20 protein-coding genes are annotated in these 18,657 nt (G+C 63.4%); 16 read left to right on the top strand and 4 right to left on the bottom strand.

The genetic code is table 11. The annotated features are described in order from the left end of the window. The first annotated feature begins 52 nt into the window (after window positions 1–52). The 9 genes from BG457_RS13920 (at window position 53) to BG457_RS13880 (ending at window position 9,809) form a co-directional block, all read left to right on the top strand. On the top strand, window positions 53–2,332 hold the full coding sequence (locus tag BG457_RS13920) for an NADP-dependent malic enzyme (protein WP_071797791.1): 2,280 nt from the start codon (window positions 53–55) through the stop codon (window positions 2,330–2,332). Window positions 2,333–2,530: 198 nt separating this feature from the next. After that, window positions 2,531–4,429 (top strand): propionyl-CoA synthetase, encoded by a 1,899-nt coding sequence (locus tag BG457_RS13915; protein ID WP_071797790.1) that lies wholly within the window; start codon window positions 2,531–2,533, stop codon window positions 4,427–4,429. Between the two features lie 152 nt (window positions 4,430–4,581). Next, window positions 4,582–4,941: an Hpt domain-containing protein gene (locus BG457_RS13910; RefSeq protein ID WP_071797789.1), complete on the top strand. Its 360-nt coding sequence runs from the start codon at window positions 4,582–4,584 to the stop codon at window positions 4,939–4,941. Beyond that, entirely contained in the window at window positions 4,938–6,311 is a 1,374-nt protein-coding gene (locus BG457_RS13905; protein ID WP_071797788.1) for a sigma-54-dependent transcriptional regulator, read from the top strand. Before BG457_RS13910 ends, BG457_RS13905 begins: the two co-directional genes overlap by 4 nt. After that, a complete protein-coding gene (locus BG457_RS13900; RefSeq protein ID WP_071797787.1) occupies window positions 6,286–7,140 on the top strand; it encodes an SDR family oxidoreductase in 855 nt (284 codons plus the stop codon). Before BG457_RS13905 ends, BG457_RS13900 begins: the two co-directional genes overlap by 26 nt. 80 nt (window positions 7,141–7,220) lie before the next feature. Continuing rightward, on the top strand, window positions 7,221–7,427 hold the full coding sequence (locus BG457_RS13895) for a twin transmembrane helix small protein (protein WP_071797786.1): 207 nt from the start codon (window positions 7,221–7,223) through the stop codon (window positions 7,425–7,427). Between the two features lies 1 nt (window position 7,428). Further along, complete coding sequence (locus tag BG457_RS13890) at window positions 7,429–8,001, top strand: cob(I)yrinic acid a,c-diamide adenosyltransferase (RefSeq protein ID WP_071797785.1); 573 nt, start codon at window positions 7,429–7,431, stop codon at window positions 7,999–8,001. A 120-nt stretch (window positions 8,002–8,121) separates the two neighbouring features. After that, window positions 8,122–8,883 carry an electron transfer flavoprotein subunit beta/FixA family protein gene (locus BG457_RS13885; RefSeq protein WP_071797784.1) on the top strand — a complete coding sequence of 254 codons (762 nt, stop codon included), beginning with the start codon at window positions 8,122–8,124 and terminating at the stop codon, window positions 8,881–8,883. Continuing rightward, complete coding sequence (locus BG457_RS13880) at window positions 8,883–9,809, top strand: electron transfer flavoprotein subunit alpha/FixB family protein (RefSeq protein WP_071797783.1); 927 nt, start codon at window positions 8,883–8,885, stop codon at window positions 9,807–9,809. Before BG457_RS13885 ends, BG457_RS13880 begins: the two co-directional genes overlap by 1 nt. 141 nt (window positions 9,810–9,950) lie before the next feature. Here the strand turns inward: BG457_RS13880 and BG457_RS13875 are convergent, their stop codons facing one another. Together BG457_RS13875 and BG457_RS13870 are read right to left on the bottom strand one after the other, a co-directional pair. Next, complete coding sequence (locus BG457_RS13875) at window positions 9,951–10,940, bottom strand: P1 family peptidase (RefSeq protein WP_071797782.1); 990 nt, start codon at window positions 10,938–10,940, stop codon at window positions 9,951–9,953. Further along, window positions 10,937–11,266, bottom strand: a complete 330-nt coding sequence (locus BG457_RS13870) for a hypothetical protein (RefSeq protein ID WP_071797781.1) — start codon at window positions 11,264–11,266, stop codon at window positions 10,937–10,939. Before BG457_RS13870 ends, BG457_RS13875 begins: the two co-directional genes overlap by 4 nt. Window positions 11,267–11,555: 289 nt before the next feature. Here BG457_RS13870 and mbhE point away from each other — a divergent pair, with 289 nt between their 5' ends. From mbhE to mnhG, 7 genes are read left to right on the top strand one after another with little or no spacing between them, the layout of a single operon-like run. Next, window positions 11,556–13,823, top strand: coding sequence for a hydrogen gas-evolving membrane-bound hydrogenase subunit E (mbhE, locus tag BG457_RS13865; protein ID WP_071797780.1), 2,268 nt, complete (start codon window positions 11,556–11,558; stop codon window positions 13,821–13,823). Next, on the top strand, window positions 13,820–14,242 hold the full coding sequence (locus BG457_RS13860; protein WP_071797779.1) for an MnhB domain-containing protein: 423 nt from the start codon (window positions 13,820–13,822) through the stop codon (window positions 14,240–14,242). The genes mbhE and BG457_RS13860 overlap by 4 nt, the downstream gene beginning before the upstream one ends. A 1-nt stretch (window position 14,243) precedes the next feature. Next, a complete protein-coding gene (locus BG457_RS13855) occupies window positions 14,244–14,609 on the top strand; it encodes a Na+/H+ antiporter subunit C (protein WP_071797778.1) in 366 nt (121 codons plus the stop codon). Further along, the gene (locus BG457_RS13850) at window positions 14,606–16,105 is read left to right on the top strand and encodes a Na+/H+ antiporter subunit D (RefSeq protein WP_071797777.1); all 1,500 of its coding nucleotides are present in this window, start codon (window positions 14,606–14,608) and stop codon (window positions 16,103–16,105) included. The genes BG457_RS13855 and BG457_RS13850 overlap by 4 nt, the downstream gene beginning before the upstream one ends. Then, a complete protein-coding gene (locus BG457_RS13845; protein WP_071797776.1) occupies window positions 16,102–16,581 on the top strand; it encodes a Na+/H+ antiporter subunit E in 480 nt (159 codons plus the stop codon). The genes BG457_RS13850 and BG457_RS13845 overlap by 4 nt, the downstream gene beginning before the upstream one ends. Beyond that, window positions 16,578–16,907 (top strand): MrpF/PhaF family protein, encoded by a 330-nt coding sequence (locus BG457_RS13840; protein ID WP_071797775.1) that lies wholly within the window; start codon window positions 16,578–16,580, stop codon window positions 16,905–16,907. The genes BG457_RS13845 and BG457_RS13840 overlap by 4 nt, the downstream gene beginning before the upstream one ends. Then, on the top strand, window positions 16,900–17,202 hold the full coding sequence (gene mnhG, locus BG457_RS13835; protein ID WP_084657644.1) for a monovalent cation/H(+) antiporter subunit G: 303 nt from the start codon (window positions 16,900–16,902) through the stop codon (window positions 17,200–17,202). Before BG457_RS13840 ends, mnhG begins: the two co-directional genes overlap by 8 nt. 70 nt (window positions 17,203–17,272) lie before the next feature. On the opposite strand, the gene BG457_RS13830 is transcribed toward mnhG, so the two are convergent. Both BG457_RS13830 and BG457_RS13825 read right to left on the bottom strand, forming a co-directional pair. Then, window positions 17,273–17,479, bottom strand: a complete 207-nt coding sequence (locus tag BG457_RS13830) for a cold-shock protein (RefSeq protein WP_071797773.1) — start codon at window positions 17,477–17,479, stop codon at window positions 17,273–17,275. A 161-nt stretch (window positions 17,480–17,640) separates the two neighbouring features. Continuing rightward, window positions 17,641–18,618 carry a type I glyceraldehyde-3-phosphate dehydrogenase gene (locus BG457_RS13825; protein WP_071798003.1) on the bottom strand — a complete coding sequence of 326 codons (978 nt, stop codon included), beginning with the start codon at window positions 18,616–18,618 and terminating at the stop codon, window positions 17,641–17,643. Window positions 18,619–18,657 lie beyond the last annotated feature (39 nt).

Genomic DNA, 18,657 nt, shown 5'->3' with positions numbered 1-18,657 from the left:
GAATAGAAAACAGTTGTTTAATATTAAACTAAATCCGCGCGAGGGGGACAACATGCCAGAAAACAGCTCCGAGGACAGCCGCCACCCGGCCCTGCTCTATCACGAGTTTCCGCGCCCCGGTAAGCTGGAAGTGCGCCCCACCAAGCCCTTGGCCAATGGTTATGACCTGTCGCGCGCTTATAGCCCCGGCGTGGCCGAGGCCTGTATGGAGATCAAGGCCAACCCCGACGACGCCGCGCGCTACACGGTGCGGGGCAATCTGGTGGCAGTTGTGACCAATGGCACCGCCGTGCTGGGTCTGGGCAATATCGGCGCGCTGGCCTCGAAACCGGTGATGGAGGGCAAGGCCGTCCTGTTCAAGAAATTCGCCAATATCGACTGTTTCGATATCGAGGTGAATGAATCCGACCCGGTGAAACTGGCGGAAATCGTCTGCGCGCTCGAACCCACATTCGGCGCGATCAATCTGGAGGATATCAAGGCGCCGGATTGCTTCATCGTCGAGAAACTGTGCCGCGAGCGCATGGGGATCCCGGTCTTCCACGATGACCAGCATGGCACGGCGATTGTTGTGGGGGCGGCGGCGACCAATGCGCTGCGCGTCGCGGGCAAGGAATTCGCGGATATCAAGATCGTCAGCACCGGCGGCGGCGCGGCGGGCATTGCCTGCCTGAACATGCTGCTGAAACTGGGTGTGAAACGCGAGAATGTCTGGCTGTGCGATCTGCACGGGCTGGTCTATGAAGGCCGCGAGATCGACATGAACCCGCAAAAGGCCGCTTTCGCGCAGAAGACCGACAAGCGCACGCTGGACGAAGTGGTCGATGGCGCCGATCTGTTTCTGGGCCTGTCCGGCCCCGGTGTGCTGAAACCCGAACATGTCGCGCGCATGGCCGCGCGCCCGATCATCTTTGCGCTGGCCAATCCCACGCCCGAAATCCTGCCCGATCAGGTGCGCGAAGTGGCCCCTGATGCGCTGATGGCCACGGGGCGGTCGGATTTCCCCAATCAGGTCAATAACGTCCTGTGCTTTCCCTTCATCTTCCGCGGCGCGCTGGATGTGGGCGCGACCGAGATCAATGACGCCATGCAGATCGGCTGTGTCGAAGGTATCGCGGCGCTTGCCCGGGCCACGACCAGCGCCGAGGCTGCGGCGGCCTATAAGGGCGAGCAACTCAGCTTCGGCCCGGATTATCTGATCCCCAAACCCTTTGACCCGCGGCTGATGGGGGTTGTGGCCAGCGCTGTGGCCAAGGCTGCGATGGAATCAGGCGTGGCCAAGCGCCCCCTGCCCGATCTGGCGGCCTATAAGGCCAAGCTCGATGCCTCGGTCTTCCGCTCCGCCATGATCATGCGCCCGGTGTTCGAGGCCGCCCGCGTCGCCTCGCGCCGGATCGTCTTTGCCGAAGGCGAGGACGAGCGCGTGCTGCGCGCGGCCTCTGCCATGCTGGAAGAAACGACCGAGGTGCCGATCCTGATCGGGCGCCCCGATGTCGTGGAGATGCGGCTTGAACGCGCCGGGCTCTCGATCAAGCCGGGGCGCGATTTCGAACTGGTCAACCCGCAGGACGACCCGCGCTATCGCGATTATTGGCAAGCCTATCACACGCTGATGCAGCGGCGCGGGGTCACGCCCGATCTCGCGCGCGCGATCCTGCGCACCAACACGACCGCCATCGGCGCGATCATGGTGCATCGCGGCGATGCCGACAGCCTGATCTGCGGCACTTTCGGGCAGTTCCTGTGGCATCTGAACTATGTCGAGCAGATCCTTGGCAATGAGGGACGGCACCCTGTGGGCGCGCTGTCGCTGATGATCCAGCAAGAGGGCAACCTCTTCATCGCCGATACGCAGGTGCATCCGAATCCGACGCCCGAACAGATCGCCGAAACTGCGATCGGGGCAGCCCGCCATGTGCGCCGCTTCGGGCTGGCGCCCAAGATCGCCTTGTGCTCGCACAGCCAGTTCGGCAATCTCGACACGCCGTCGGGCCGCAACATGCGCGGGGCGCTGGAAATTCTCGACGCGAAAGGCGTGGATTTCGACTATGAGGGCGAAATGCATGTCGATGCGGCGCTGGATCAGGAATTGCGGGCGCGGCTTTTGCCCAATTCGCGGTTCGAGGGGCCGGCGAATGTGCTGATCTTCGCCACGACCGATGCCGCAAGCGGGGTGCGCAACATCCTCAAGACACGCGGCGGGGCGCTGGAAGTGGGGCCGATCCTGATGGGCATGGGCAATACCGCGCATATCGTGACCCCCTCGATCACCGCGCGCGGGCTGCTGAACATGACGGCGCTGGCCGGAACACCGGTCGCGCAATACGGCTAGGGCGGGTTTGCAAATCCGCCTTGCCACGCCTGCAAATACCGCCTGATCCACAAGAGTTTGCAAATTTTTGCAGATCAGGCGGCGGCTTTCTGCAAAGTTTTTCCGCCTTGCGGCGCCTGTTGCCGGTAACAGCCATTGCGCGCGCGCGGGCCTTGCGTCTATCCCTTCCCCAGCGGCATTTCGAGGGAGGACAGAGCCATGGCTTACGCGGATCTGCATGAAAGATCGATCACTGATCCCAATGGTTTCTGGATGGAGCAGGCGCAAGCGATTGACTGGATCACGCCGCCATCGAAAGCGCTGTTCGACGAGACTGCGCCGCTCTATGAATGGTTCAGCGATGCGCAGGTGAATACCTGCTGGAACGCGCTGGATCGTCATGTCGAGGCCGGGCGCGGCGATCAGGTCGCAGTGATCCATGACAGCCCGGTGACGGGAAGCATTACCAAACTGACCTATGCCGAGATGCGCGAGCGTGTGGCGGCGCTGGCGGGGGCCATGGCCGCGAAGGGCGTGACCAAGGGCGACCGGGTGATCATCTACATGCCGATGGTGCCCGAGGCGCTGATGGCGATGCTGGCCTGCGCGCGGCTGGGGGCGATACACTCAGTCGTCTTCGGCGGTTTTGCCGCGCATGAACTGGCAGTGCGGATTGATGACGCGCAGCCCAAATGCATCATCGCCGGTTCCTGCGGGATCGAGCCGGGGCGCGTTGTCGCCTATAAACCGCTGCTGGATGGCGCGATTGCCGAGGCCCGGCACAAGCCAGATTTCACCGTGATCCTGCAACGCGACGCGCTGGCCGCCGATCTGATCCCCGGTCGCGATCATGACTGGGCAGAGTTCGTCGCCGGTGCCACGCCTGCCGATTGCGTGCCGGTCGCGGGCAATCATCCGGCCTATGTGCTCTATACTTCCGGCACGACCGGCCAGCCCAAGGGCGTGATCCGCGCCACCGCCGGGCATCTGGTCGCGCTGCACTGGACGATGAAGAATATCTACAATGTCGATCCGGGCGATGTGTTCTGGGCGGCCTCGGATGTGGGCTGGGTCGTGGGCCACAGCTATATCTGCTATGCGCCGCTGATTACCGGCAATACGACCATCGTCTTCGAGGGCAAGCCCGTCGGCACCCCCGATGCAGGCACTTTCTGGCGGGTGATTTCCGAGCATGGGGTGAAAAGCTTTTTCACCGCGCCCACAGCATTCCGCGCGGTCAAGCGCGAAGATCCCTCCGGCGAATATGTCGGCAACTATGACCTGTCCTGCCTGAAACAGGTCTATCTGGCAGGCGAACGCGCCGATCCTGACACGATCCTCTGGGCCGAGGCGCAGCTCAAGGTGCCGGTGATCGATCATTGGTGGCAGACCGAAACCGGCTGGCCAATGGCCGCAAATCCGGTCGGTGTCGAATTGCTCCCGGTGAAACTCGGCTCGCCCGCCGTGCCGATGCCGGGCTATGACATTCATGTCCTCGATGAAGGTGGCCATCCGGTCGGGCCGGGTCAGCTTGGCGCGATTGCGGTGAAACTGCCGCTGCCGCCGGGCACCCTGCCCTCGCTCTGGAACGCAGAGGCGCGATTCCGCAAAAGCTATCTGGAACAATTCCCCGGCTATTACGCCACGGGTGACGCGGGCTATGTCGACGCGGATGGCTATGTCTATATCATGGCCCGCACCGATGACGTGATCAATGTGGCAGGCCATCGGCTGTCCACCGGCGCGATGGAAGAAGTGCTCGCCAGCCACCCGGATGTGGCCGAATGCGCCGTGATCGGGGTCAGCGATGATCTCAAGGGCCAGTTGCCGCTGGGCTTTCTGTGCCTCAACAAGGGCGCAACCCGCGACACGGCCGATGTGATCCGTGAATGCGTGCAACTGGTGCGCGATCAGATCGGCCCGGTCGCGGCCTTCAAACTTGCAGTGGTTGTGGACCGCCTGCCCAAGACCCGCTCGGGCAAGATCCTGCGCGGGACCATGGTCAGCATCGCCGACAGCAAACCCTTCAGGATGCCGGCGACAATCGACGATCCGGCCATTCTGGACGAGATCGCGATGGCGTTGCGCAGGCTGGGATATGCCACCGCGTCCGCCTGAGCCGGATTAATGCAGAACGTGGTCCTTCTGCGCGTCTAAACGGGTTGAAGCTCAAGCAGAAATCATCGTAACGTACAATCGCTATGGTTGAATTCGATCATGGCGATCGAAAGACTGGCAGCACGCCTGTCCTATGTGCGAGTTTTGATTTCATGGTTGAACCCCGGCTTGATACCGCGCTGCTCGACTCCCTCGTGGAGATGGGGGGCGAAGATCTGCGCGCGCAGCTTCTGGCTGATTTGCAGAATTGCGAAACTGCGCTGAAAGCGCTGTGCTTTTCGGATCAGCAAATCGTGCCGGGTGCCATGTCGGGGGCGGCGCAGGTGCTTCATACCCTGCGCGGGCTTGCCATGACCATCGGGGCCACAGCACTGGTGCGCAACTGCATGCAGGCGGAAGAACTGGGCAGCGCCGTCGGGCGCGAAACACTTGTGCAAAGTCTGGTGACTGTCGTGCAGGAATGCGCATCGGTCTGCGCGTATCTCGAATACCGCCCGGATCGTGACGCATGAAACCGGCAAAGGCAAAACTCGGGCTGATGCTGGTCGAGGACACACCCTCGCTGCAGATGCTGTATCGTACCGTACTCAAGAAGGCAGGGTACGACCCCATTTGCGCCTCGACCGGCGCAGAGGCGCAGGCGCTCTTTGCCGCAGAGCGCCCCCCGGTCGTGTTGCTGGATCTTGTCCTGCCCGATTGTGACGGGCTTACACTGCTGACCGAGATGCTGGCCGAAGCGCCAGAAACCCGCGTCATCGTCATCACGGCAAACGGCTCGGTCGCGAAAGCGGTTCAGGCCACCCGCAAGGGCGCTTTCGATTTTCTGGTCAAGCCGCTCGGCGATCTGCGCATGATCGGGGCGGTCGCGAATGCGATGACGGAATATCAGTCGATCACGCAGGGCGCCGGCAAAGGCATGTCGCACGCGATTCGATCGCGTCAGGACGCGTTTGTCGCCCAATCCGAACCCATGCGGCAGGTCACGACGGTAATCGACGCCGTTGCCCGCTCGAACGCGCCGGTCTTCATCATCGGCGCAAGCGGCTCGGGCAAAGCGGCCTGCGCGGAAATGATCCATCTGCGATCCTCGCGCGCGGCCAAGCCGCTGATCCAGGTGGATTGCGGACTGCCGGACACACAGGCGCTGGAAGCCATGCTCTTCGGCACCGGCCCGCAAGGCGACACATCTCAGAGCGCCATCCAGCGCGCCAAGGGCGGCACCCTGTTCCTGCGCAACCCGCAGAAGCTTACGCCGCTCCTGCAGGCGCGTTTGCTGTCGGTGCTCAATACCGGCAAAAGCGCGGAATCCCAGCCCGGCGATGCCCCTGTCGATATCCGGATCATATCCGCTGCTCGACGCGACCCGCTGGAAGCGATCCGCGCGGGCGAAATGGAGGAAGCACTCTATTACCGGCTCTTCGTGCTGCCCCTGACCCTGCCCCCGCTGCACGCCCGGCCCGAGGATTTGCCCGTGATCGCAGCGCAGTTCCTGCTGGAAATCGCGCAGCAGGAAGGCAAGCAGTTCAAGCGGATCACGCCAGAGGCGCTGGCCCTGCTGCAGGCCCAGCCCTGGGAAGGCAACCTGCACGAATTGCGCAATGTGCTGCGTCAGGCGGTGGTGCTGCATGATGGCCCGGATCTGACGCCTGCGATGCTGCCTCATATGTCGCGCGAGCCGAATCACGCCTCACCCGGCGCGCCGGTGATCCTTGACCTTGATACGGCGCTTGCCGGGCTCACCATGGCCGAAATCGAAGCGCGCGCGATTCGTGCGGCAATTGCGCGCAATGGCGGGTCGATCCCGCGCGCCGCGCAGGAACTGGACATCGCGCCCTCGACGATTTACCGCAAGCGCGATGACTGGGAAAAAAACGCTCACTGAGCACAGACGCGCAGTTCTGATCACGGGCTGTTCCTCCGGGATCGGCTATCATGCAGCCCATGCACTGGCCGCGCGCGGCTGGCAAGTTCTGGCCACCTGCCGCAAGCCGCAGGATTGCGCCCGGCTGCAGGCCGAAGGTCTGGAGTCATTCGTGCTGGATTACACCGATACGGCCTCGATCCGCGCCGCTGTGCAGGACGCGCTCGCGCGCACCGGTGGGCGGCTGGATGCGCTGTTCAACAACGGGGCCTATGCCATCCCCGGCGCGACCGAGGATCTGCCGACCGATGCGCTGCGCGCGCTGTTCGAGACCAATCTTTTCGGCTGGCATGAACTGACCCGGCAGGTTTTGCCGGTGATGCGCGCGCAAGGGCATGGCCGGATCGTGCAGAATTCCTCGGTGCTGGGGCTGGCTGCGTTGCAATGGCGCGGTGCCTATGTGGCCACGAAATTCGCGCTCGAAGGTCTGAGCGATGTGCTGCGGCTGGAAATGACCGGGACCGGGATCGAGATCATTCTCATCGAGCCGGGGCCGGTGACCTCGAAAATCCGCGAGAACTCGATCCCGCATTTCGAGAAATGGATCGACTGGGAAGCAAGCCCGCGCGCGCAGGAGTATCGCGACGGGCTGCTGGCGCGGCTTTATGATAAGCGCGAACCGGATTTCTTTGAACTCCCGCCCGAGGCCGTGACCCGCCGCCTGATCCATGCGCTCGAATCCCGCCGCCCCCGCGCGCGCTATTATGTCACCACGCCGACAAAGGTGCTGGGCACCGCGCGCCGCCTGCTGCCGACACGGGCGCTGGACTGGTTGTTGCGGAAATTCTGACCTATCTTGTATCCCGCAGGTCGCAATTCCGGCCCGTCGCGCCAGATTGCCCGTCACCCCACAGCCGAAAGGATCCCGCCATGCTCTCTGATCCGCTTTTTCTACTGGCCGCCGCCGCCGCGCTGGGGGTGCTGGTCATTCTGGCCGTGGGCATCGGCGGCTTCGCACGCGGTGGCGAGTTCAACCGCAAGAATGGCAACCGCATGATGCGCTGGCGGCTCTATGCGCAATTCGCTGCGGTGGTGCTGATCATGATTTTCGTCTATTTCCGGCAAAAAGGGGCCTGATATGGTCGTACTGAACAAGATTTACACCCGCACCGGCGATGCGGGCGAAACCGCGCTTGGCAATGGCGCGCGCGTGGCCAAGCACAGCCAGCGCGTGACCGCTTACGGCACGGTGGACGAGTTGAACGCGGTGATAGGTCTGGCGCGGCTGCATGCCACGGGCGAGATGGAAGCCGCGTTTGCCCGCATCCAGAATGACCTGTTCGACTTGGGCGCGGATCTCTGCCGCCCGGAAATGGAACGCGACGCCGAGGCCGAATATACTCCCTTGCGCATCGTGCCCGCGCAGGTGGACCGGCTGGAGCGCGAAATCGACGCGATGAACGCCAAACTCCAGCCGCTGCGCAGTTTCATCCTGCCCGGCGGCGCAGCGCTGGCCGCGCATCTGCATCTGTGCCGCACGGTCGCGCGCCGGGCGGAGCGCGAAACCGTGGCGCTGGCCACGATCGAGGGGGTGAACGAATCGGCGGTGAAATATCTCAACCGCCTGTCGGACTGGTTCTTTGTGGCGGGACGCATCGCCAATAATGACGGGGCCGATGACATTCTCTGGGTGCCCGGCGCAAACCGTTAGCGCCCACATTTCCTGAGACGCGGCGTCGCAGTCCAAAGATATGTCGATTTTGCACTGTTTTCCCGGCAGTCGGGTCGCTAGAAGCTGTGGGAATAGGTTTTCTGAGGGAGAAACACGCTGATGAAGGTACTCGTGCCGGTCAAGCGCGTGATCGACTATAACGTGAAAGTCCGTGTGAAAGCGGATGGCAGCGGGGTCGATCTGGCGAATGTGAAGATGTCGATGAACCCGTTTGACGAGATTGCCGTGGAAGAGGCAATCCGCTTGAAGGAAAAAGGCGTCGCGTCGGAAATCGTGGCAGTGTCCATCGGCGTGAAACAGGCGCAGGAAACCCTGCGCACAGCGCTGGCGATGGGGGCGGATCGCGCCATCCTGATCGTGGCCGCGGATGATGTGCATACCGATATCGAGCCGCTGGCCGTCGCCAAGCTGCTGAAAGCGGTGATCGACGCGGAAGCGCCGGGTCTGGTGCTCTGCGGCAAGCAGGCGATCGACAATGACATGAACGCGACCGGCCAGATGCTGGCCGCGCTGACCGGCTGGGCGCAGGCGACTTTTGCTTCCGGCGTCAGCATCGATGGCGACAGCGCCACCGTGACGCGCGAAGTCGATGGCGGTCTACAGACGATCAAGGTCAAGCTGCCCGCGATCATCTCGGTGGATCTGCGCCTGAACGAGCCGCGCTATGCCTCGCTTCCGAATATCATGAAGGCGAAGAAAAAGCCGCTCGATGAAAAAACGCCCGCCGATTACGGCGTCGATGTCAGCCCGCGCCTGAGCGTGATCAAGACCACAGAACCGGCGGCGCGCGCGGCTGGCGTCAAGGTCGGATCGGTGGATGAGCTGGTGGCGAAACTCAAAGACGAAGCAGGGGTGATCTGATGGCGGTTCTTCTTCTGGCAGAAGTCACCGATGGCGTGCTGAATGTGGACGCCACCTCGAAAGCCGTGACCGCCGCGAAACAGCTTGGTGATGTGACCGTGCTCTGCGCCGGGGCCAAGGCCGCTGATGCGGCTGCACAGGCGGCCACCATCGAGGGCGTGGCCAAGGTGCTCTGCGCCGAGGATGGCGCGCTCAGCCACCGTCTGGCCGAACCCACTGCGGCGCTGATCCTGTCGCTGGCGGGCGATTACAGCCATATCGTCGCCCCCGCGACCACGGATGCGAAAAACATCCTGCCGCGCGTGGCCGCCCTTCTGGATGTGATGGTGATCTCGGATGTCTCGGGCGTGGTCGATGCCGACACGTTCGAGCGCCCGATCTATGCGGGCAATGCGATCCAGACCGTGAAATCCTCGGATGCGACCAAGGTCATCTCCTTCCGCACCTCGACATTCGAGGCCGCAGGGACCGGCGGCAGCGCCGCGGTCGAGAGCATCTCGGTTCCCGCCAATCCGGGCCTCTCGGAATGGGTGGAAGACAAGGTTGCCGAATCCGACCGGCCCGAACTGACCTCGGCCAGGATCGTGGTCTCGGGCGGGCGCGGCGTCGGCTCGGAAGAGGATTTCAAGATCATCGAAGGGCTGGCCGACAAGCTGGGTGCAGCGGTCGGCGCCTCGCGCGCGGCGGTCGATTCGGGCTATGCCCCGAATGACTGGCAGGTGGGCCAGACCGGCAAGGTTGTGGCGCCTGACCTCTATATCGCCGTGGGCATTTCCGGCGCGATCCAGCACCTTGCGGGGATGAAGGACTCGAAAGTTATCGTCGCCATCAACAAGGACGAAGAAGCGCCGATCTTCCAGGTGGCCGATTACGGGCTGGTGGGCGATCTCTTCACGGTTGTCCCGGAACTGACCGAAAAGCTCTGATCCCGCCGGATCAGGCGTGAAGGCCGCCCCGCAACGGGCGGCCTTTTTCATTGCCCGCCCATGCTCACTGCCCGATGCAAGGCATCGGGCAGCGCCCGCGAAGCGTGCAAGGGCGGGCGGGTGGGCATGCTGAGCGGGCGCTCACCCCGCCTGCCCGAAGCGCGCCCGCCAGCTTGGAAGCAGATCGCCGGGCATGGTCTGTGCCTCATAGACCCCGCGCGCAATGGCGCGGGCCAGACAACAGGCGGCAGCATGGCCGATATCCAGCAGCGCGGGCGCCTCCACCGCTGCCCCTTCGCCGGTCGAGACCGCAAAGACCAGATCCCCGTCAAAGGGCGTATGCGCCGGCACAATCGCCCGGGCGATCCCGTCATGCGCCGCAATCGCCATCCGCGTCAGCTGCGCCTGTGACAGCGCCGCATCGGTCGCCACAATCGCAATCGTCGTGGCCTCGCGCGCGAGTTTCGTCACCGGCACCGTATCCGCCACCCCCATGCCAAGCCCGCCGAATTCTGCGCCCTGCTCGAAGGGGGCAGCCCAGAATTCCGGCCCCTGCCCCATGGTCACGCAGCCCACCGGATTGACTGCGACCGCCGCCCCGACCGTCACGCCATCGGGCAAGACCCAGGAGGCCGAGCCAAACCCGCCTTTCAGCCGCGCGGTTGTTGCGCCATAGCCCGCCCCCGCGCTGCCCAGAGCGAAATCGCGCGCTGCGGCCGCCAGCGCCGCGCGGCCCAGCCCCGCATAGGGATTATGCGCCCAGTCCTTCGCGCCGCCATTGCCCAGATCGAACAGGATCGCCGCGGGCACGATGGGCACGCGCATATCGCCCACGGCAAAGCCCCGCCCCATCGCGCGCAAGCCCTCGGTCACGCCTGAGGCCGCATCCAGCCCGAAGGCCGATCCCCCCGAGAGCACCAGTGCGTCCACCTCCTGCACCAGCCGGTCCGGGGCGAGAAGCTCGGTCTCGCGCGTGCCCGGTGCGCCCCCCATCACATGCACGCCCGCGCGCATCGGCTGCTCCGCCACCAACACGCTGACCCCGCTGCGCAGACGTGCATCCTGTGCATGCCCGAGCGCGAGCCCCGCCACATCCGTGATCAGATTACGCGCCCCCGGTCTGCCGCTCATCCGCCGCCCCCGTCGCGCGCCCAATGCGAGAAGAGATCGCCCGTTGTCGCATGCGGGCGTCCCAAAACCGCAAGGTAATGCACCTCGGCGGCGACCAGTGCCGCCTGTTGCCAGACCACCTGCGCCCGCGCCGCGCAGGATCCGGGGGCGCGGAACATGGATTGCACCGCTTCCGCCGCCGAGGCCAGCGCCACGGTCAGTTCCAGCGCCGGGGCTTCGGGCCATGCCGTCGCAAGCTCTGTCGGCAATCCGGCCAGATCGTATCCGGTATCGCAGATGCGGGCCACCGCGCGTTCTATCATCTGATCAAGCCGCCCGCCGCTCATGGATCAGCCCTTGTGCATCTGCAGGATCGGACGCGCACCGTTGCTTCCTCGCATCATCGCATATGGCCGCATCCGGCCCCGGTCAGTGCGGATTTATGGGGGGCAAATGTCGCTTTCGCAAGGTGAGGGCGCGAAAACATCGCAAAAACCGACATAAACTGCGCCGAATCGAATTGTGTCTTGGGACGCAAGATGTGAAAAAGCACTTTGACGCCGGGGTAAAACGGACGAATGTCCTGCCCTCCGGCCCATGTGTAAGCACTTTTCACGAAGGAGCCCGACCCCGACCATGGCGGAACATTCGGACCCCAACGCCCCCTGGAAAACCCTTTCCGGCATCGGCACGACCGCAATCACTGCAGCGCTTTTCCTGTTTTTCCTTCAATATCTGCCGACCGTCGCCGCTGGCGAGCCCGTGCGCTGGGTGATCCCCTGGATCCCCTCGCTCGATGTGCATCTGTCCTTCTGGATCGACGGGCTGAGCCTGATGTTCGCGCTGCTGATCACCGGGATCGGTGCTCTGGTGATGCTTTACGCAGCGAAATATCTCGCGGGCCATCCGCAATATGACCGTTTCGCGCTCTATCTCTTTGCCTTCATGCTCTCGATGCTGGGCGTGGTGCTGGCCGATAACCTGATTGCGCTGTTCGTGTTCTGGGAATTGACGACTTTCACCTCTTACCTGCTGATCGGCTTCGGCCATGCCGACCCGAAATCGCGGCGCAATGCGCTGCAGGCCCTGCTGCTGACCGCGACCGGGGGGCTTGCGCTGCTGGCGGGCTTCATCCTGATGGGCGTCACGCAGGGCAGTTTCGAGATGTCGCAGATCAACGCGGCAGGCAGCCTTGTGGGCAAGGAATTCTACACGCTGATCCTGTTTCTGGTGTTGGCGGGTGCCTTCACCAAATCCGCGCAGGTGCCGTTCCATTTCTGGTTGCCCAATGCCATGGCCGCGCCCACCCCGGTCTCGGCCTATCTGCACTCGGCCACCATGGTCAAAGCCGGTGTCTATCTGCTGGCGCGCACCCATCCCGCCCTCTCCGGCTCGGATCTGTGGATCTGGATCCTCTCGATCTTCGGGGCGGTGACGGCGGTTTTCGCCTCGCTGATGGCGCTGCGCCAGACCGATCTGAAACAGACGCTGGCCTATACCACGCTGATGGCGCTCGGCACGCTGGTCATGTTCCTTGCGGGCAGCACCGGCTATGCAATCACCGCCGCCATGACCTTCCTGCTGGTGCATTCGCTCTACAAGGCAGGGCTGTTTCTCACCATCGGCGTGATTGACCATGCCACCGGCACGCGCGACGCGAATCTGCTGGGCGGCCTGAAAAAGGCCATGCCGATCACCGCCATGGCTGCGGCGGTCGCGGGCCTTGCCATGGCCGGTATCCCGCCCTTCCTTGGCTTCATCGCCAAAGAGGTCGCCTATTCCGGCGCGCTGGAGATGCATCTGTGGCTTTTCGTCGTGCCGATGGCGCTGATCGCCTTCGCGCTGATGTTCGCGGTCGCCGGGATCGTGGCCTACAAACCCTTCTACGGCCCGCAGGGCGAGTTGCCCCATGCCCCGCATGAAGGCCCCTGGCCCATGCTGCTGGGGCCGGTGGTGCTGGGCGTGCTGGGCCTGCTGTTCGGCCTGATGCCGGGCATCGCCGCCCATTATCTGATCGAGCCTGCGGTTCATGCCGTCATGGGCGCACCGGATCGTGGGGGCCGCGTCAAGCTCTGGGCCGGGTTCAACATGGCGCTTCTGCTCAGCCTTGTGACCTTCGCCCTCGGCTTCCTGATCTATCTGCGCCACCAGTCCCTGCGCGAACGCCTTGCGCGGATCGAGGCGAAATCGCCCGATCTCGATGCAAGCTGGGATCGCTTCCTCGACTGGTTCGTGCGCTTCTCCAAGGTCCAGACAGGGCTGATCCAGACCGGCGTGCTGCGCCAGTACATGTTCGCGACCTTCACGGTCTTTGCCGTGACCGTGCTTGTCACGCTGGTCGCGCGCGGGGCCGGTCCCTTGCGGGTGAGTTTCAGTGGTCTGGGGATCATGGAATGGGGCATCGCGGCGCTGATCACGGCGGGCACTGTGCTGGTGCTGATGACCTCATCGCGGATCACGGCGCTGGTGGGGCTCGGGACCGTGGGGATCGGCGTGGCGCTGGTCTTCATCACCTATTCGGCCCCGGATGTCGCCATCACGCAGCTTCTGGTCGAATTGCTGGTGGTGGTGCTGCTGGCGCTCGCGCTGCTGAAAATGCCCTATCTCGACAAGGGCAATGTGCAGAAACACAGCTTCCCGAATGCGGTTCTCGCGATTGCGGTCGGCGCGCTGACGACATGGGTTCTGCTCTTGGTCGTCGATCAGCCCTTTGACCGCCGCCTGACCGAGTTTTTCGAGGGCGCAAGCTGGACGCAGGCCTTCGGACGCAACATCGTCAATGTGATCCTTGTGGACTTCCGCACGCTCGACACATTCGGCGAGATTGCCGTGGTGCTGATCGCGGCCCTGGGCGCCTTCGTGCTGCTCAAGGGGATGCGCGCCACCAAGGAGGAGAAGAAATGAACTCGATCATCTTCACCGCAGGCGCCCGGATTCTGGTCGCGCTGGTCTTTGTCTTCTCGCTCTTCATGCTGCTTCGCGGCCATCACCTGCCCGGCGGCGGCTTCATCGGCGGGCTTCTGGGGGCGGTGGCCTTCATCATCTACTCACTCGCCAGTGGACCCGAGGAAACCCGCCGCGCGCTGCGCGTCTCGCCCGAAGTCATCGCCATCCTTGGCCTTGGCATCGCGCTTCTGGCGGGGCTGGTGTCCTTCTTCATGGGGGATCCGTTCTTCACCGGGCAATGGTACTGGGTCGGCGGCGACAGCTACGAGACCGCAGCCTTCTCGATCAACTCGGTTCTGGTCTTTGATATCGGGGTCTATCTGGTCGTCCTTGGCGGCATCCTGTCGCTGACATTCGCATTCGAGGAGGAGACCTGAGATGGAAACCCTCGCCGCTCTCATCATCGGCGTGCTGACCGCCGCTTCAGTCTATCTGATGCTGGCGCGCACCTTCATGCGCTTCCTCTTCGGGCTGATCCTGCTGTCCAATGCCGTGAACCTGACGATCTTCGCTTCGGGGCGCATGACCAAGGGACATCCGGCGCTGGTGCCCTATGGCGCCGATGCGCCGCTGGTGGCGGTGGGCAACGCCCTGCCGCAGGCGCTGGTGCTGACGGCCATCGTGATCGGCTTCGGGCTGCTGGCCTTCGCGCTGGCGCTGGCTTTCGAGACCTTCCGCCGCACCGGCACAATCGAGACGGATGAACTGCGCTTTGCCGAACCCAAGGAGGACACGCAGCAATGAACTGGGTTCTGGTCATGCCCATCGCCGTGCCGTTTGCCACGGCGGTGATCGTCTATCTTGCGCGCAATTACCCTGCCGGGCGCTGGATTTCGCTTGCGGGCTCGGTGCTCTCGCTGATCGCCTCTGCCGCGCTCATGGTCGCGGTGCTGCGCGAAGGCGTGGTCGCGGCGCAAATGTCGAATTGGGACGCGCCTTTCGGGATCACGCTGGTCTCGGATTACCTGAGCGCGGTGATGGTGGTCATCACCGCCATCACCGGGCTGGCAACCGCGATCTACGCGCTGGGCGAGGTGCCCGAGGAAACCGAGCGTCTGGGCTTTTACGCGCTGTTTCAGGTGCTGATCGCCGGTGTGACCGGGGCTTTCCTGACCGGCGACCTGTTCAACCTCTATGTCTGGTTCGAGGTGATGCTGATCGCCTCTTTCTCGCTTCTGGTCATCGGCGGCGGCAAGGAGCGGCTGGATGCGGGCATCAAATATGTGGCGCTCAACCTTGTCTCGACACTGGTCTTCCTGTCGGGGATCGGGCTTCTCTACGGGGTCACCGGCACACTGAACATGGCCGATCTGCGCGGCGCTGTGGCGGCATCGGACAATCAGGGGCTGATCACCGTCATCGCCATGATGTTCATGGTAGGCTTCGGCGTGAAGGCCGCCATGTTCCCGCTCTTCTTCTGGCTGCCTGCCAGCTATCACACGCCCTATTTCGCCATCTCGGCGGTGTTTGCGGGGCTGCTGACCAAAGTGGGCGTCTATGCGCTGATGCGCATGTTCACGCTGGTATTCGTGGGCGATGTGGGCTTCACCCATGAGATCCTGATCTGGGCCTCGCTTCTGACCATGTTCACCGGGGTTATCGGCGCTGCGGCGCAGATGGATTTCCGCAAGATCCTGTCCTTCCACATCATCAGCCAGATCGGCTATATGACGCTGGGTCTGGCACTTTATACCCCGCTCGCGCTGATGGGGGGCGTGTTCTACCTCGTTCACCATATCATCGTGAAGGCAAACCTCTTCTTCGTCGCGGGTCTGGCGAAGCAATATGCGGGCAGCACGGATCTCAACCGCCTCGGGGGCTTGTATAAATCCGCGCCGCTTCTGGCCGCCCTTTTCATCATCCCGGCCTTCTCGCTCGCAGGCTTCCCGCCGCTCTCGGGCTTCTGGGCGAAATACCTGATCGTGAAAGCCGCGATCGAACTCGATATGTGGTTCGTGACCTTTGTCTCGCTGCTGGTCGGGCTGCTCACCATCTATTCGATGACGAAAATCTGGGGCTATGCCTTCTGGAAACCCCATCCCGAAGGTTATGATCCGACCCCCGACCGCGCGCCCGCGCGCGTGACGGCGACCATGATCACCCCCATCGCCGGGCTGGCCGCCATGACCATTATCATCGGCTTCTTCCCCGAACCCTTCGTGCAATTCGCGCAGACCGCGGCCATGCAGCTTCTGGAGCCCACCGATTATGTCACCACAGTTCTGGGGGTGCAGCCATGAACGGACTTGTGCTGAACCTGCTTCTGGCCTTCGCCTGGGCGGCAATGACGGCGGATTTCAGCTTCGCCTCGCTGGCAACCGGGGCGGTGCTGGGCTTCGTCGCGCTCTGGATATCCTCGCCGCTGACCGGCATTGATGACCTCTATTTCAAGCGCTTCCGCCGCTCGATCTATCTGGCGCTGTTCTTCCTGTGGGAACTGCTGCTGTCCTCGATCAAGGTCGCCTGGGATGTGATCCGCCCGGTGCCGCAGAACAAACCCGCCCTGATCGAAATACCGCTGACGGTGAAGGGCGATTTCGAAATCCTGCTCCTGACCAATCTGATCTCGCTGACCCCCGGCACGCTCAGCGTGGACGTGTCCGAGGATCGCAAAACGCTTCTCGTGCATGCCATGTTCGGGGATGATGCCGAGGAGCTGATCGACGATATCAAGAACGGTTTCGAGCGGCTGATCATGGGGGTATTCGAACAATGACCGCAGCCGGTTTTCTGCAAGTGGCCGCGCAACTGGCGCTGGTCATGATCCTGATCGGCATGGCCGTGGCCTTCGTCCGGCTGGCCAAAGGGCCGTCACTCGCCGACCGCGTGGTGGCACTCGACATGATGACCGTCACGATCATCTCCTTTTGCGGCGTCTATGCCGTGATCATGGATGAACCCTCGCTGCTGGATGTGGCCATCGTGCTGGCGCTGGTGGGGTTCCTCGCCACTGTGGCACTGGCGCGCTATGCCGAACGCCGGTTCGAACGCAGCGGCAAACAGCAACGCAAGGTCAGCGACGGGGAGCTTGAAAATGATTGATATCCTGACCGGCCTGTTTCTGCTGGCAGGCGCCGGTTTCGTGATGATCGCCGCCATCGGCATTGTCCGCCTGCCTGATCTCCTGACGCGCATGCATGCCTCGACCAAGGCGGGCACCCTGGGCGCGCTTCTGGTGTTGGTCGGGTTGGCCTTTCATCAGGGCACGGGCGAGGTGGTCAGCAAGGCCGTCGCGACCGCGCTGTTCCTGCTGCTGACCGCGCCCATCGCTGCGCATATGATCGGACGCGCCCATGCGCGGCTGATCCAGAAGCTCAAGCCGAAATCCGGGGCCTGACACGCAGCTATAGACAGCAAAAAAAGCCGCCCCTAGGGGCGGCTTTTTCAATCCGTATCGCGACCTGAGATCAGGCGAGCGACAGATTGCTGGCCGATTCGCGGCCGTCGCGGCCTTTTTCCAGATCGAAGGTCACTTTCTGACCGTCGTCCAGACCACGCAGGCCTGCGCGCTCAACAGCCGAAATGTGCACGAACACATCTTTCGAACCGCCATCGGGTTGAATGAAGCCAAAACCTTTGGTTGCGTTGAACCATTTCACTGTGCCAGTGGCCATGTGAAGTCTCCTGTCAAATGCTGCCCACACCTTGCGGCAGCCCGGCGCAGTCAGTGCAAGATCGAAGTGACTGTGGCCGAAACGGAGAACAGTGGTCGATAGTGGTAACGTCGCGCCCTATACATGGCCCCTGCGCCCACGCATTGCAAGAAAATTCGCACTTACAGGCGGGAAATGCGCCGGGCCATATCCAGCATCCGGCAGGAAAACCCCCATTCATTGTCGTACCAGCCAAAGACCCGCAGCAGCCCGGCATCGGTCATCTGTGTCTCTGGCAGGGCCATGACAATGCTCTCTGGCCGCGCCCGCAGATCGACCGAGACCAGTGGCCGCTCGGTCCAGCCGATCACCCCTCCTGCCCCGCTCAGGGCCGCGTTCACATCCGCGACTGTGGCCCGGCGTTCCAGCAGCACCGTCAGATCCACGGCCGAAACCGAAGCGGTCGGCACCCGCACCGCCGCCCCCAGAAGCCGCCCTTCCATCTGCGGCAGGACACGTTCCAGCAGGCGCTGCGCGCTGGTCGTCGTCGGCACCATCGACAAGGCGGCGGCGCGCGAGCGCGCCGGATCGCCGCGCGGCGCATCCACTGTGGGCTGACTGCCGGTGTAGCAATGCACCGTGGTCATGAAGCCGGTGGCGATCCCCCATTGGTCATGCAGGAGCCGCGCCAGAGGGGCCAGCGCATTGGTGGTGCAGGAGGCATTCGAGATCAATTCGTGCTCTGGCCGCAGTTCCGCTTCATTCGCCCCCAGAACAAGGGTGATTTCCGCCGCCTCGGACGGGCCGGAAATCAGCACCCGCCGCGCCCCCGCACGGATACCGCGCCGCGCGACTTCGGTACGATCCGCGCGCCCGGTGCATTCCATGACCAGATCGATATCCGACAGATCCACCTCGGACAGATCGGCGGCATGGGTCAGGCGCAGCGCGCGTCCGCCCACCACAAGCGCGCCGTCACGCAGCGCGACATTCTGCGCCAAAGGCCCGAAAACACTGTCATATTCCAGAAGATACGCGCAATCCTCGGGCGATGCGATATCGTTGATGGCAACAATCTCGACCTCTGGCCAGCCCCCTTGCAGCCAGGCACGCAAAACCGTCCGTCCGATACGACCAAACCCGTTTAGTGCGACGCGCAACCCCTGTCCCCCCTTGCCTGACCGCTGACCGCTGACCGC

Source organism: Natronohydrobacter thiooxidans (assembly GCF_001884735.1).
In the GTDB taxonomy this organism is placed as follows: Bacteria; Pseudomonadota; Alphaproteobacteria; order Rhodobacterales; family Rhodobacteraceae; genus Roseinatronobacter; species Roseinatronobacter thiooxidans_A.
Note: the sequence above shows the minus strand (reverse complement) of the source record. Positions and strands in the feature narration are given on the sequence as shown.